This is a genomic window from Streptomyces sp. NPDC057287 (genome assembly GCF_042667905.1).
GTDB lineage: Bacteria > Actinomycetota > Actinomycetes > Streptomycetales > Streptomycetaceae > Streptomyces.
Window position 1 is genome coordinate 156,478 of record NZ_JBHUYV010000012.1, and the last position, 13,474, is coordinate 169,951.

At 72.5% G+C, this 13,474-nt stretch carries 13 protein-coding genes; 5 read left to right on the forward strand and 8 right to left on the reverse strand.

The window, feature by feature from the left end; all coding sequences use genetic code 11:
• Positions 1 to 80 precede the first annotated feature (80 nt).
• Positions 81 to 857 carry a CoA-transferase subunit beta gene (locus ACFUNE_RS23605; RefSeq protein WP_383571396.1) on the reverse strand — a complete coding sequence of 259 codons (777 nt, stop codon included), beginning with the start codon at positions 855 to 857 and terminating at the stop codon, positions 81 to 83.
• Between the two features lie 26 nt (positions 858 to 883).
• Positions 884 to 1,801 (reverse strand): CoA transferase subunit A, encoded by a 918-nt coding sequence (locus ACFUNE_RS23610; RefSeq protein WP_383571733.1) that lies wholly within the window; start codon positions 1,799 to 1,801, stop codon positions 884 to 886.
• Between the two features lie 155 nt (positions 1,802 to 1,956).
• Between ACFUNE_RS23610 and ACFUNE_RS23615 the strand changes: the two genes are divergently transcribed.
• The 4 genes from ACFUNE_RS23615 (at position 1,957) to ACFUNE_RS23630 (ending at position 6,171) form a co-directional block, all read left to right on the forward strand.
• A complete protein-coding gene (locus ACFUNE_RS23615; protein ID WP_383571736.1) occupies positions 1,957 to 2,847 on the forward strand; it encodes a LysR family transcriptional regulator in 891 nt (296 codons plus the stop codon).
• A 116-nt stretch (positions 2,848 to 2,963) separates the two neighbouring features.
• Positions 2,964 to 4,190 (forward strand): acetyl-CoA C-acetyltransferase, encoded by a 1,227-nt coding sequence (locus ACFUNE_RS23620; RefSeq protein ID WP_383571399.1) that lies wholly within the window; start codon positions 2,964 to 2,966, stop codon positions 4,188 to 4,190.
• A 129-nt stretch (positions 4,191 to 4,319) separates the two neighbouring features.
• A complete protein-coding gene (locus ACFUNE_RS23625; protein WP_383571402.1) occupies positions 4,320 to 5,663 on the forward strand; it encodes an MFS transporter in 1,344 nt (447 codons plus the stop codon).
• A 49-nt stretch (positions 5,664 to 5,712) separates the two neighbouring features.
• A complete protein-coding gene (locus ACFUNE_RS23630) occupies positions 5,713 to 6,171 on the forward strand; it encodes a MaoC family dehydratase (protein WP_383571405.1) in 459 nt (152 codons plus the stop codon).
• Between the two features lie 73 nt (positions 6,172 to 6,244).
• Here the strand turns inward: ACFUNE_RS23630 and ACFUNE_RS23635 are convergent, their stop codons facing one another.
• The 4 genes from ACFUNE_RS23635 to ACFUNE_RS23650 are packed head-to-tail and all read right to left on the reverse strand — an operon-like array spanning position 6,245 to position 10,331.
• Positions 6,245 to 7,717: a sialate:H+ symport family MFS transporter gene (locus tag ACFUNE_RS23635; protein WP_383571408.1), complete on the reverse strand. Its 1,473-nt coding sequence runs from the start codon at positions 7,715 to 7,717 to the stop codon at positions 6,245 to 6,247.
• Positions 7,718 to 7,756: 39 nt separating this feature from the next.
• Positions 7,757 to 8,437 carry an N-acetylmannosamine-6-phosphate 2-epimerase gene (locus ACFUNE_RS23640; RefSeq protein ID WP_383571411.1) on the reverse strand — a complete coding sequence of 227 codons (681 nt, stop codon included), beginning with the start codon at positions 8,435 to 8,437 and terminating at the stop codon, positions 7,757 to 7,759.
• Positions 8,434 to 9,375: an ROK family protein gene (locus tag ACFUNE_RS23645; protein ID WP_383571414.1), complete on the reverse strand. Its 942-nt coding sequence runs from the start codon at positions 9,373 to 9,375 to the stop codon at positions 8,434 to 8,436. The genes ACFUNE_RS23640 and ACFUNE_RS23645 overlap by 4 nt, the downstream gene beginning before the upstream one ends.
• Positions 9,372 to 10,331, reverse strand: a complete 960-nt coding sequence (locus ACFUNE_RS23650; RefSeq protein WP_383571417.1) for a dihydrodipicolinate synthase family protein — start codon at positions 10,329 to 10,331, stop codon at positions 9,372 to 9,374. Before ACFUNE_RS23650 ends, ACFUNE_RS23645 begins: the two co-directional genes overlap by 4 nt.
• 151 nt (positions 10,332 to 10,482) lie before the next feature.
• Between ACFUNE_RS23650 and ACFUNE_RS23655 the strand changes: the two genes are divergently transcribed.
• Positions 10,483 to 11,181, forward strand: a complete 699-nt coding sequence (locus tag ACFUNE_RS23655) for a FadR/GntR family transcriptional regulator (RefSeq protein ID WP_383571420.1) — start codon at positions 10,483 to 10,485, stop codon at positions 11,179 to 11,181.
• On the opposite strand, the gene ACFUNE_RS23660 is transcribed toward ACFUNE_RS23655, so the two are convergent.
• Positions 11,169 to 12,347 (reverse strand): FAD-dependent monooxygenase, encoded by a 1,179-nt coding sequence (locus ACFUNE_RS23660; RefSeq protein ID WP_383571423.1) that lies wholly within the window; start codon positions 12,345 to 12,347, stop codon positions 11,169 to 11,171. The two genes, ACFUNE_RS23655 and ACFUNE_RS23660, sit on opposite strands and share 13 nt — an antisense overlap.
• Positions 12,348 to 12,396: 49 nt before the next feature.
• Positions 12,397 to 13,128 carry a FadR/GntR family transcriptional regulator gene (locus tag ACFUNE_RS23665; RefSeq protein WP_383571426.1) on the reverse strand — a complete coding sequence of 244 codons (732 nt, stop codon included), beginning with the start codon at positions 13,126 to 13,128 and terminating at the stop codon, positions 12,397 to 12,399.
• Positions 13,129 to 13,474: the final 346 nt, after the last annotated feature.

Genomic DNA, 13,474 nt, shown 5'->3' on the forward strand with positions numbered 1-13,474 from the left:
CCTGAAGGCGGACGCGGCCGGGCCGGCGACGGTGGGCGGTCGGGTGGGCGCAGGTGGCCGCGGACGGTGGGCGGGCCGGGTCAGCGCAGGTAGACGCGGCCGGGGTCGACATCCTCGCGCAGGAGCCGCAGCTCCGCCGCGGTCGGCGGCGGCACGGTCTCGACGGAGCCGGCGACCGCGAGGTCCCAGCCGGTGGCCTCGCGCACCTGGTCCACCGTCACGCCCGGGTGCACGGCCACGAGCCGGAGCTCCTCCCCGACGCCGGCGCGGGCCAGGATGCCCAGCTCGGTGATGACCCGGGTGACCCCCGCGCCCAGCGGCCGGATGCCCTCGGCGAGCGCACGGTCCGGGCCCGGTGTGGTGCAGAAGTCCAGGGTCCCGGTGAAGGAGCGCGGGTTGTGGCGGCGCATCACCACGAAGACCTCACGGGAGTTGGCCATCACCTCGACGGCGCCCCCGGAGCCGGGGAGGCGCACGGCCGGGCTCTCCCAGTCGCCGATCACGGAGGTGTTCAGGTTGCCCCACCGGTCGATCTGCGCGGCGCCGAGGAAGCCGACGTCGATGTGACCGCCCTGGAGCACACAGCCGAACAGCGCCGGCATCGACAGCACGGCCTCCGCGCCCGAGATGAGTACGGAGTCGGCGATGGTCTCCGGCAGGTGGGAGGGATGGGCCCCGCAGACCCCGGACTCGTACACCACCTCGATCCGCGGTGCGACCGTCAGATGGGCGAGCTCGGTCGCGAGCGTGGGCAGCCCGATGCCGGCGAACACCGTGCGCCGGGAGGCCAGTTCGCGCGAGGCGACGACCGAGAGCAGCTCGGACGAGGTGACGGTCCCCGGTGCGGTGGTGGTCATGTCCCGTTCCTTCCCCTGCGGCGCGCTCACAGCCGCCGCCCGTAGTTCACCGGTTCGCTGAGCGCCTCGCCCACCGCGAGCCCCGCCCAGAAGTCCTCGCCCAGCCTGTCGACGTACTCGGCGTGGTCCGCCGTTCCGTACACCCACTCGTCCAGCCACGCCCGCAGCCGTTCCGGGTCCTTGCTGATATGCGACCAGGCCCGGTAGAAGGCGTTGTCGCGGTCGTAGTAGCCCTGTGCGAAGGAGGGGTGCGCGCCGCGCGGGCAGACGACGACGGCGTCCACGGCGTGGGAGGGGACGACCGTGCGGTTGGGGTCCGAGCGGACCACGTCGTCCCCGACGACCTCCTCGACGACGACGATCGCCTTGTCCGCCGCGTAGACCGCTTCGGCCTGGATGCCTGTCAGCCCCCAGATCTGGGTGTTGCCCCGGCGGTCCGCCCGCTGGGCGTGGATGATCGTCACGTCCGGGTTCACGGGCGGCACGACGTAGATCTGCTCCGGCTCCCCGTCGGGTCCCGGGTAGGGCGACGTCACCTTGCGCAGGGCGCTGTTGACGCCCGGCAGGTCGCTGCCGCCGTAGCTGCGCAGCGGATAGAACGGCAGCCGCTGGGATCCCGCCAGGTAGCGGCAGACCATCCCGTAGTGGCTGTACTCCTCGAAGGCCAGCGGCGCCGGGTCGGCGCGCTCGATCCTGCGCCGCAGCTCACCGAGCGAGCCGGCGGAGGAGTTGCCGACGAAGGAGGACACCAGCCGCGAGACGCAGCCCGCGGCGACCATCTGGTCCACCACGATGTCCGCCGTCATGCGTACGACGGTGAGGTCCTTGCGGCCCTGGCGGATGATCTCGTGTCCCGCGGCGGTGGGGACGAGATGGGTGAACCCTTCGAGGCTGACGGTCGCTCCGTCGTGCACGAAGGCGGCGACCGCCTCCTTCATCGACATGACCTTGTCGGCCCCGTCGGCCGTATCCGTCCGCTCCACGGTGCTCCTCGGGCGAGTGCGTGCTGGTCGCCCCTACCGTGTCAGCGGTCATTGATTGCTGTCCAATACCAAATTAGGGTCGGATCAAGACCCATGGTTAATGAATGGAAGCTCCGATGGAACTGCGTCATCTGACGGCGTTCACCGCTGTCGCCGAGGAACTGCACTTCGGCCGCGCCGCCAAGCGGCTGCAGATGGCCCAGCCCCCGCTCAGCCAGCAGATCCGCCAGCTGGAGAAGGAGCTGGGCGTCCAGCTCTTCGAACGGAACACGCGCTCGGTACGGCTCACCAGCGCGGGGGAGTCCTTCCTCGAACCCGTACGGACCGTGCTCGACGACCTCGACACGGCGGTACGGGCCGCCAAGGCCGCCGGGCGCGGGGAGTACGGCCGCGTCACCATCGGCTTCGCGGGGGCGTCCAGCCACGAGACGCTGCCCCTCCTGACCCGGGCCGTCCGCGCCGCGCACCCCGGGATCGAGCTGGTCATGAAGGGTCAGACCTACGCCAACGTCGCCCTGTCCCGGGTCGCCGACGGCTCCCTCGACCTGGGCTTCGTCCGACTCCCGGTCACCCAGCCAGGAGTGGCCTACCGGGTGATCGACGAGGAGGAGCTGCTGTGCGCGCTGCCCTCCGACCACCGGCTCGCCCGGCTGGAGAGCATCCCCATCGGGATCCTCGCCGACGAACCCTTCGTCTCCTTCCCCGCGAACGCCGGCTCGACGGTGCGCGACGCGATGGTCCAGGTCTGCGAGGCCACCGGGTTCAATCCGCGCGTGGTGCAGGAGGCCCCCGACTCGTACACGATCCTGGCGCTCGTCGCGGCGGGCGTCGGCGTGACCCTCACCGTCTCCTCGGTCCGGCACATCCAGCAGAACGGGCTGGTCTACCGGCCCCTCGCCGGCCCGCCCGTCCGGCGCCAGGCGGCGCTGGCCTGGCGCACGGACAACCCCTCAGCGGCGCTCAGCGCGGTGCTCGCGGTCGCCGAGGAGGCCCTGCCCACCCCCTAGCCGTCCGATTGAGACGCGTGGCGTCTTGAATGTGAGGCAACTCGATATTGGACCGACTCAGTGGTCCGGTGCGAAGGTCGCCCCACACACCCGAATCCGCCGAAAGGTGTTCCGCCGTGCCCGACCAGACCGATGTCGTCATCTGCGAGCCGCTGCGCACACCGATCGGGCGTTTCGGTGGCGCGTTCGCCCAGCAGACCCCGGCCGCGCTCGCCGCACGCGTCATCGCCGAGGTGGTCGCCCGTACCGGGATCGACCCGGACCGGGTCGACGAGGTGATCCTCGGACACGCCTACCCGTCGTCCGAGGCGCCCGCCATCGGCCGGGTCGCCGCCCTGGACGCCGGGCTCCCCGACACCGTCACCGGCGCCCAGATCGACCGGCGCTGCGGCTCCGGCCTGCAGGCCGTCCTCGACGCCGCCATGCAGATCCGGGCCGGCTTCAGCGACGTCGTCATCGCCGGCGGCGTCGACGTCATGAGCGCCGCCCCCTACTACACGCACGACGGGCGCTGGGGCATCAAGGGCCCCGGCCTCCAGCTCCACGACTCGCTGGCCCGGGGCCGCGTCACCGCGGGCGGCGTCCACCACCCCGTACCCGGCGGCATGATCGAGACCGCCGAGAACCTCCGCCGCGCCTACTCCATCAGCCGTGCCGACCAGGACGCCCTCGCCCTGCGCTCGCAGGCCCGCGCCGCCCGCGCCGCGAAGGAGGGGCGCTACGAGGCCGAGACCGTCCCCGTCACCGTGCGTACGAGGAAGGGCGAGAGCGTCGTCTCGGCCGACGAGCACCCCCGCCCGGACACCACGGCCGAGCAGCTCGCCGCGCTGCGGCCCATCATGGCCAAGTCCGACCCCGAGGCCACCGTCACCGCGGGCAACGCGAGCGGCCAGAACGACGCGGCCGCCGCCTGTCTGGTCACCAGCGCCGCCACCGCCGAACGGCTCGGGCTCACCCCGCTCGTCCGGCTCGTCTCCTTCGCCCGCGCGGGTGTCCCCGCCGCGACGATGGGCATCGGCCCCGTCCCGGCCACCCACGCGGCCCTCGGCCGGGCCGGCCTCGCTCTCGCCGATCTGGACCTGATCGAGATCAACGAGGCCTTCGCCGCCCAGGTCCTCGCCTGCACCCGTGAACTCGGCCTCGGCGAGAAGGACCACGAGCAGCGGATCAACGTCAACGGATCCGGTGTCTCGCTCGGCCACCCGGTGGGCGCCACCGGCGCCCGCATCCTCGCCACCCTCAGCCGGGAGATGCACCGCAGCCAGGCGCGCTACGGACTGGAGACCATGTGCATCGGCGGAGGCCAGGGCCTCGCCGCGGTCTTCGAACGCATCGCCGCCTGACGGCCCGTCCCCCTCGCCGTCCTTTTCTTCCTCTCCGTCCCCCTCCACCACGTGACCCAGGGCGTCCCGGGCGACGCCCGGGTCAGCCGTGCCCCCATCCGCTTGATCAACGATGTTCGGGAGCCACCCATGAGTGCGACCACCGCCACCGCACGCGAGCGAACGAAAGCCGCCAACCGCGCGGGGTTCGGAGCCTTCATCGGCTCCACCATCGAGTGGTTCGACTTCTACATCTACGGAACCGCGGCAGCGCTCGTCTTCGACAAGGTGTTCTTCCCGGAGCTCGAAGGCCCCATAGGCACCCTGGTCGCCTTCGCCACCTTCTGGGTCGGCTTCCTCGCCCGCCCGATCGGGGGCATCGTCTTCGGCCACTACGGCGACCGGCTCGGCCGCAAGAAGACCCTGGTCATCACCCTGCTGATGATGGGCGTCTCGACCACCGCGATCGGCCTGCTGCCCGGCTACGCCTCCATCGGCATCGCCGCCCCGATCCTGCTGGTCTGCATCCGCATGATCCAGGGCATCGGCCTCGGCGGTGAGTGGGGCGGTTCCGTCCTGATCGCCTCGGAGCACGCCCCCAAGGGCAAGTCGGTGCTGTACGCGGCCTTCGCCCAGCAGGGCTCGCCCGTCGGCAACACCCTCTCCACCGTGAGCTTCCTCGCCATCAGCCAGCTGCCCGACGACGCGTTCGTCTCCTGGGGCTGGCGGGTGCCCTTCCTCGCCTCCGCCGCGCTGGTCATGGTCGGCCTGCTCGTGCGCCTGAAGGTCGCCGAGTCCCCGGCCATGGCCAAGCTCATCGAGAAGAAGGAAGTCGTCAGGCTTCCGCTGACCGAGGTCCTGCGGAGCCACCCCATGCTGATCGTCCTCGGCATCGGCGCCTGCACCATCGGTCTGTCCGCGACGTACTTCAAGTCGACGTTCGCCCTGTCCTGGGCGACGACGTCCCTCGACTTCGACCGCAGCTCGTTCCTGACGATCATCCTCGTCGCCAACATCACCCAGATCATCGTCCAGCCCTTCGGCGCCCTCATCGCCACCCGGATGAAGAGCTGGTCCCGCGCGGTGCTCGTGATGCTGGTCCCCGAACTGATCCTCATGCCGGTGATGTTCGTGCTGATCAGCACCGGGAACTACGGCCTCGCCATGGTCGGTGTCGCCGTCGCCACCATCCCGCACTGCCTCTACTACGCGGCCCTCGCCGGCATGCTCGCCAGCCGCTTCCCGGCCCATCTGCGCTACACCGGCATCTCGCTCTGCTACCAGCTCTGCGGCACCCTGCTGGGCGGGACGACCCCGATCATCGGCCAGTTCCTGCTCAACCGGACCGGCTCCATCACGGCCGTCATCGCGTACGCCGTCTTCCAGGTGGCGCTGACCCTGGGCTGCATGCTCCTCCTGCTCAAGCGCCCCAACCACGACGAACAGGCCGCCGAGCCGGCCGCCGCACCCCGCACCGCGCCCGTCGCCGCCTGACCCCCGTCCCCCAGTCCCCGCCCGTCCCCGCAGAACGGAGAACACCGCCATGCCCCTGACCGCGCACGGCATCCCGGAGATCCTCGCCCTCGGCGGGCGCGACCTCGGGCACTCGGAGTGGAAGGAGGTCACCCAGGAGCTGATCGACGCGTACGCGTACGTCTCCGGGGACCACCAGTGGATCCACACCGATGCCGAACGTGCCGCCGCCGGCCCCTACGGGCGCACCATCGCGCACGGCTACATGGTGCTGAGCTGGGGCATCCCGATGTTCGGCGAGCTGCTCCGGGTGAGCGGGGTGGGGCGCGCGCTGAACTACGGGGTCAACCGGGTCCGCTACCCGGCGCCCGTCCCCGTCAGGAGCCGCGTCCGCCTGCACGCCACGGTCACCGGGGTGAGCGAGGTCGCGCGCGGCGGTGTGCAGATGACTCGGGGCTTCACCTTCGAGCTCGAAGGATCCGCGAAGCCGGCCTGTGTCGCGGAGTCGCTGACGCACTTCTACCCGTAGGCCAGGAGCGTCCACGCGCAGGCGCCCGCCCGGAGTCTCCGGGCGGGCGCCTGCGCGCTTCCGCGTCCGGCGCCTAGGCGGTCCGGTCCGCCTTCTCCGGCTCCACGGCCGGGGCCGGCGCGGCCAGATGGTCGGCCGTCGCGTCGGGGTCCGTGAGCCGGTTCAGCCGCGAGGGCACGTCGAGACCGACCAGCAGCACCACGATCACCGTCCCGGCGAAGGTCAGCACCGCGAGCGCCCGGCCCAGGTCCATCCCGGACGCCAGGTTCGCTCCCAGGACCGGCGCGACGGCGCCGCCGAGCGCCCCCACGTTGTACGTGAAGCCGAGCGCGGCCCCCCGGCTCGCGGTCGGGAAGTGGCCGCCGATGTACCGGGGCAGCAGCCCTGAGATCCCGAAGCTGGTGGCCTGGAGCAGGAACAGCAGACAGCCGAGCACCAGCAGGTTGTCCTTCACCGCGAACACCGGGTAGACGAAGGCCAGCGAGGCCAGCAGCGTCAGCGCGTACGCCTTCCTCGCGCCGATCCGGTCGCCGAGGAACCCCGCCGCCCAGCAGCCCACCATGGTCCCGAAACCGGCGAAGTAGAGGACGTCGGTGACCTGGTCGGTGGTGTAGCCCAGCTCCGTCTTCAGGTAGGTGGGGAGCAGGGCCTGGATGGGCCACGAGTACAGGAAGGCGAAGAACAGCGTCACGATCATCGAGAGGTACAGCAGCCACCCCTTCCTCCCGCCCATCTGCACCGCGAACGCGGCGAGCGACAGGCCCGCCACCACGGACAGCAGGGGCACGAGACCCTCGCCGCCCGGAGTGAAGATCAGGAAGAGGGAGAGAGTGGCTGCCACGACGAGGACGACATTGACGACGGCCCGGCCCCTGGTCACGAACAGCGGGCCGAACGGATTGGGCTTGGCGCCCCTCTCCGCCACGGTCTCGGTCCACTCCTCGGCCTCCGGCAGCGCGCGCCGCATCCAGAGCGCGACCGCGATCGGTATCAGGCCCAGGTAGAACATCCAGCGCCAGCCGAGCGAGGGGACCACCCAGTTGTAGACCTGCGCCGCGAGCACCGAGCCGACGGAGAAGCCCGAGATGAGGAAGCCGCTGGCCCGGCTGCGGACCCTGGCGGGCCAGCTCTCCATGACGTACGTCGCGCTGGCGCTGTACTCGCCGGCCATGCCCATCCCGATGGCGAGACGGGCGGCGAAGAGGCTGTGGAAGTCCCAGGCGAACCCGCAGGCGAACGTGCCCAGCGAGTAGAGCAGGATGCTCACCACCATGGAGAGCTTGCGGCCGTACCGGTCGCCGAGGGCGCCCAGCACCGCGCCGCCCAGCCACCGGGTGATGAAGGCGCCGGAGATCAGGCTGGCGGCCTGCACCGTACTGAGGCCGAAGTCGTCGCTGATCTCGGTGAGGACGAGGGTGATGAGGACGAAGTCGAAGCCGTCGAGGACATAGCCGATCCAGGCGGCGAAGAACGACTTCCACTGCGTCCGGCTCACCTCGCGGTACCAGGGGAGCGTAGGGGGAGTTTTCTGCACGGTGGACTCCATGATGCGGGAGGGCGCGGGCCCTTGAGCGGTCCGGGCGGTTCAGCGCAGGGTGAGACCGGCCACGAAGCGGGCGGTCAGGGCGGTCGGCGCGGTGATGGCGGTGCCGACGACGACACTGTGGGCGCCGCGGGACAGAGCCTCCGCGGCCTCTTCGGGGGTGCTGATGCGGCCTTCGGCGACCACCGGCACGTCGGTCGCCGCGGCGAGCGCGGCCACCAGGGCGAGGTCGGGACCGTGCTGCGCCGGAGTACCCGGCACGTAACCGGACAGCGTGGTGGACACGAAGTCCACCCCCAGCTCCGCGGCGGCGATCCCCTCGGCGAGCGTGGAGACGTCGGCCATGACCAGGGCGCCCGCCGCGTGGACGGCGGTGACCAGCTCGGCGAAGGCGGAACCGTCGGGGCGCGGCCGGTCGGTGGCGTCCGCTGCCACCACCGCCGCGCCGGCCTCGACGATCGCGAGGGCGTGCCGGACGGTCGGGGTGATGTACACGCCGGTGTCACCGTCCTTCCACAGGCCGATGACCGGCAGGTCCACGGCCCCGGCGATCGCGGCGACGGCCTCCGGCTCGTTGGCGCGGATCGCCGCACCGCCGCCCGCGGCGGCCGACCGGGCCAGCCGCACCAGGGCGGAGGTCTCCCGCATCGGGTCGCCGGGCGGTGCCTGGCAGGAGACGATCAGCCGGCCCCGGAGGGAGCCTGCCAGGTCCTGTGCGGTCATCGGAGAGCTCCCGGGTGGTGGAGGGGCAGAGTCGTGGTGAGGGCCGCCGCCCCGGTCACGGCCGCGTCATGGCCGAACAGCGGGGGCCGGGGGACGAGGCCGCGCAAGGGCGGCATCAGCTCGGCGGCGAAGGCGCGGGCCAGCGCGTCCCCGTACAGCGGACCGATCCGCGGGACGCCGCCGCCGACGACGACCCGGTCGGGCCCGAGCGCGTTGGCGAGGCCGCCGAGGGCCCGTCCGGCCGCCGTGGCCCCGGTGGTGACGGCCCGTACGGCGGCGGCGTCGCCCGTGGCCGCCCGGGCGGCCACCGTCTCGAGCCGGTCCACCTGGACGCCGGTGAGCCGCTCGTAGTGGGCGGTGATGCCGGGGCCCGAGGCGATGACCTCCAGGTGCCCGGTGGCGCCGCAGGTGCAGGGCAGCCCGGCCGCCTCCGCGCTGGGGAGGTGGCCGATGTGCCCCGCGATCCCGGACGCGCCGTGCAGCATCCGCCCGTCGGCCGCGAGCGCACCGCCCACGCCCGTGCCGACCGCCGCGAACAGGAGCGAACCGCGGCCGTCCGCCAGGGCGGCGAGCTCCGGCCCCGCGGTCGCCCGTACGTCGTTGTCGCAGGCCACCGGCAGCCCCGTACGATCCGCCAGTCCGCCGCCGAGCGCGGTGCCCGCCCAGCCCCGGATCGAGTCGGTGGCGCTGGTGACCGTGCCGCTGCGGGGATCGACGACCCCGGCGGCCGCGACGCCGAGCGCCGTGGCCCGCCCCTCGGGATCGACCTCGGCGGCGGCCGCGGCGAGGGCGTCCAGCACCGCCGCGGGGCCCTCCCCCGAGGGGGTGGGCCGGGTGTGCCGGGCGGACACCGTGCCGTCGGCGAAGAGCGCCGCAGCGATCTTCGTACCGCCGAGATCGAGCCCGATGACCGGGGTCCCGATGGCGGACCGCGTCATCGGACCGGGGTCAGACCGGCACCGCGCAGCCGTTCCGCGACCAGGGCGACCGACTGGGCGGAGAGCTGGATCTGCGGGAAGGCGGTGGCACCGTCGTCGATGACGCCGAGCAGCCACAGCGCCGCCTTGAACGCGCCGAGAGCCGACGAGCCGCGGCCCATGTCGGCCTCGGGCCCGGCGTCGACCAGCGAGAACATGGCGACGAGCCGCTCCTGCTCCGCCGCGGCGAGCTTCCAGTCACCGGCGACGGCGGCGTCGTGGAGTCGCACGTACGCGGCAGGGTCGACGTTGCCGATGCCCGGAACGACTCCGTCGGCGCCGGCCAGCAGCGCCGCGTCGACGGTGAGCTCCGAGCCGGTCAGCACGCTGAAGTGCGGCGCGGGACCCGTGGCACGGCCGTCGCGCCCGCCGAGGTCGACGATCAGCCTGCGCAGCCCGCCCTCGTCGCCGCTGCTGTCCTTGAGGCCGGCCAGCGTGCCGTCCTCCGCGAGTTCGCGGACCAGGGCGCCCGGGAGCTTGGTGTGCACGGACACCGGGAGGTCGTAGGCGAAGAGCGGCAGGTCGACCTCCGCGCGGATGCGGCGGAAGTGCCCGGCGATCTCCTTGGGGTGCGTGCGGGTGTAGAAGGGCGCCGTGGCGACGAGGGCGTCCGCACCCAGTGCGGCGGCGGCCCGCGCGTGGTCGATGACGCGGGCGGTCGTCGTGTCGATGACCCCGGCCAGGACCGGGACCCGTCCGGCGGTCACCCGGACCACGGTCTCCAGGACGGTGCGGCGCTGTGCGTCGGTGAGGAAGGCGACCTCGCTGGTCGACCCGAGGGCGAAGAGTCCGTGCACACCGCCCTCGATCAGGTGCTCGACGAGCCGGCCGAGCGAGGTGGTGTCCACCTCCCCGTCGGGGCCGAGGGGGGTGCAGACCGGAGGTACGACGCCGTGCAGCGGTGCGGGCAGGGGCATGGGGAGGCTCCAGGGGATCGGTACGCCGACCTGTGGCCCGTGGGCTGCGCAGATCGAGAGGTGAGACGTAAGATGTCCTACGTCTGGGGCTCACCTTAAACAGATGCCCCGGCGAACGGTCAAGAGGTAACGGCACCCCAGGAGGACGGTTGTGGCCCGCCCCACCATGGCGCAGGACATCGAGCGACGGATCAAGGAACTGATCCTCGACGAGCGGCTCGGCCCGGGCGACCCGCTGCCCACCGAGGGGGAGCTGATGGAGCGCTTCGAAGCCGGCCGGGTCTCGGTGCGCGAGGCGCTCAAGTCGCTCCAGGCCGTCAACGCCGTCGAGATCAGGCGCGGGTCCGGGACCTTCGTCGGCTCGCTCTCGCTCTCACCGTTCGCCGAAGGGCTCGCCTTCCGTGCCGCGGTCCGCCACCGGCGGGGCGAACCGGGTCTCCTGGAGCTGATGAAGGTGCGGGAGGCCCTGGAGGCGGGCCTGGTGGGAGCCGTCACCTCGGGCATACCGGAGGAGGACCTCGCCGTGCTCCGCGCGCTCGTGACCACGATGGAGTCCGAGGCCCGCACCGGCCGGGTGGCACGCGCCACCGACCGCGCCTTCCACCTCGCGCTCTACGCCTCCCTCGACAACCACCTGCTCAGCGAGGTGCTGGACGCGTTCTGGGCGGCCATGGACCGGGTGCGCGAGGACCTCGACGACGGCCACCAGGACCCGCGGACCACCTGCGCCCAGCACGCGGAGATCGTCGCAGCGGTCGCGGCGGGCGACGGGGAGCGGGCGGTACGCGCCATGCGCACCCACTTCGACGGCATCCGCGACCGGCTGGGAGCGGGTGGTCAGCCCTCGTAGAGGTAGCTGGCCGTACCGGCCAGTGCGGCGCTGAACCAGGAGTCGATGTCGCTCTGCCCCATCGCGCCCCAGTCGGGAGCCCGTTCCACCTGGGCCGCCCCCAGCCGGCGGCCCAGCTCGACCAGCCGGGCGCCCTCGGCCGTGCGCTCGACCTCGTACCGGCGCAGCGCCTCCTCGGGTGTCGCGCAGGCGCGCAGGGCGTCCTCCAGACAGAGCGCGTCCTCGAGCGCCTTGACCGCCCCGCTGGCGGTGTGCGGCCGGGTGATGCCCGCGGCGTCACCCGCGAGCAGGAAGGGCGGGTCCGCGGCGCGCGGGGCGTGCAGGTCGGTGACCGGATGACAGACCAGGGAGACGTGTTCGCCCCGCGCCACGATGTCCGCCCACTCGTCGGGGAAGTGCTCGTCCGCGATCTCCCGTACGTACGGGGCGGGGTCCCGGTCCTCGTCCGGGGCCGGAGGAGGGGCGTAGACGGCGTACGCGAGCAGCCGTTCCCCGGGGTCCGCGCCCGCTCCTGCCGGGATCAGGTAGAAGATGCCGTGGCCGCCGGGGAAGCCCAGGGTGACCCAGGCCTCACGCAGCAGACCGAGCAGCCGCCCGTGGCCCTTCAGCGCGCTCATGGGGATCGTGCCCCGCCACACCGCGTATCCGGCACCGGCGGGCTCCAGTCCCGGGGCGAGCGACTGACGGGTGAGCGACCGGTGTCCGTCCGCCCCCACGACGACGTCGTACGCCTCCTCGCCGTCCGTCGTACGGATCAGCGCGCCTCCCCCAGGGGTCCGGCCGACCGCGGTGACGGGCCGGCCCCGGTGATGGCGCGTCCCGCCGGTGTTCGCCCGCAACGACTGCCAGAGCAGACCCCAGTTGCAGGGGGTGACCGGGCTCGGCTGCCGGGCCAGCTCACGGGCGGAGCGCAGGCCCCGGGGCCTGGCCAGCCAGACGTGGGACGCGACCGGAGCGGTCGGCATCGACGCGTCCAGATAGCCGAGGGCGACCAGCCGGGTGTGCAGGGCGGGCGGGATGACGATCCCGAGGCCCCGGTCACGCAGCTCGCCGCTGCTGCGTTCGTAGACGGTGACGTCCGCCCCCGACCGGGTCCCGGCGATCGCCATCGCGCAGCCGGCGATGCTTCCGCCGACCACACCCATCCGTAAGCCCGTCATCGCCATCGCCGGCACCCCTGTGCTCGATCCTCGTTCGGGGACTCAGGATGTCAGGTCAGGACGCGCGAGCCTCCGAGATGCGGCGTCGGACGGGTGCGTAGTGCTCACCCAGTGCCTTGACGAATCCGCCGGTGTCACCGGCGCGTGCGGAGTCGACGATGGCCTGGTGGGCGGCGATCGTCGCGGTCTCGTCGGCATGGGTGAACCCGTCGAGGTGCGGCGCGACGATCGCGTACACGTCCCAGAAGGCCATCGAGAGCTGCCCGATGAGGTCGTTGCCCAGAGGGGCGACGAGCAGCGCGTGGAACGTCCGGTCGGCGGCCACGAAGCCGTCACCGGCGTGGGCGTCGGTCCCGCGCATCTCGGCCACCAGGGCGTCCAGCCGGTCGAGATCGGCGGGCCGGAGCAGGGAGATGATGCGGTCGGCCATCCCGCGCTCGAAGAGTTCGCGTACGTCCACGAGGTCGGCCAGTACCTGGAAGTCGTCGCCGGGGGAGAGCAGTCCACGGAACGTCAGGCTCTCCACCAGGGCGGACAGGCTCAGTCTGCCGACATAGGTGCCGTGGCCGTGGCGGACCTCGACGATGTCCAGCGCGTCGAGGATCTTGACCGCCTCCCGCACGCTGGAGCGGCTCGCGCCGAGCGCCTCGCAGAGCGCGGGCTCGGTGGGCAGGGGGTCGCCCGGGCGCAGACGCTCGTCCAGGATGTAGCGCTTGATCCCTTCCGCGACCTCCTGCCGGAGCAGTGTCCGTCCGGGCTTGCCGCCCCGCGTGGGTGAACTCCCCACCTCTCGACCCCTCTCGATCGTCGAACTGGGTGGACACGCTACCAAGGCGTCAGATATCCGACGTCATATGTCATACCCGGAAGCTGCCTCTCCGGCGTTTCGACTCCAGGCCGGGGGTGCACCGCGGATCGCACCCCTTGAGCAGGCCGACATCGTGGTCGCCGTCCACGCACTCGCCGCCGACAGCGGCGAGCAGGCCCACGCCGACGCGAGAACAGGGGTGCGGGAGGCGCATCCCGGGCATGGAGAAGGGCGGCCGGCCCGGGGCGGGGGGGGGCGGGCGGGGGGGGGGGGGGCCCGCGCAGGCGCGCCGGGGCGGATAAAACAAATACGCGGCCCCCGACAA

What these genes read in the sequence shown, in the direction of transcription:
- ACFUNE_RS23625 (WP_383571402.1), top strand. Translation starts at nt 4,320, where the DNA reads ATGAGTGCGACCACCGCCACCGCACGCGAGCGAACGAAAGCCGCCAAC.
- ACFUNE_RS23645 (WP_383571414.1), bottom strand. Translation starts at nt 9,375, where the DNA reads ATGACGCGGTCCGCCATCGGGACCCCGGTCATCGGGCTCGATCTCGGC.
- ACFUNE_RS23615 (WP_383571736.1), top strand. Translation starts at nt 1,957, where the DNA reads ATGGAACTGCGTCATCTGACGGCGTTCACCGCTGTCGCCGAGGAACTG.
- ACFUNE_RS23610 (WP_383571733.1), bottom strand. Translation starts at nt 1,801, where the DNA reads ATGTCGATGAAGGAGGCGGTCGCCGCCTTCGTGCACGACGGAGCGACC.
- ACFUNE_RS23650 (WP_383571417.1), bottom strand. Translation starts at nt 10,331, where the DNA reads ATGCCCCTGCCCGCACCGCTGCACGGCGTCGTACCTCCGGTCTGCACC.
- ACFUNE_RS23640 (WP_383571411.1), bottom strand. Translation starts at nt 8,437, where the DNA reads ATGACCGCACAGGACCTGGCAGGCTCCCTCCGGGGCCGGCTGATCGTC.
- ACFUNE_RS23635 (WP_383571408.1), bottom strand. Translation starts at nt 7,717, where the DNA reads ATGGAGTCCACCGTGCAGAAAACTCCCCCTACGCTCCCCTGGTACCGC.
- ACFUNE_RS23630 (WP_383571405.1), top strand. Translation starts at nt 5,713, where the DNA reads ATGCCCCTGACCGCGCACGGCATCCCGGAGATCCTCGCCCTCGGCGGG.
- ACFUNE_RS23660 (WP_383571423.1), bottom strand. Translation starts at nt 12,347, where the DNA reads ATGGCGATGACGGGCTTACGGATGGGTGTGGTCGGCGGAAGCATCGCC.
- ACFUNE_RS23605 (WP_383571396.1), bottom strand. Translation starts at nt 857, where the DNA reads ATGACCACCACCGCACCGGGGACCGTCACCTCGTCCGAGCTGCTCTCG.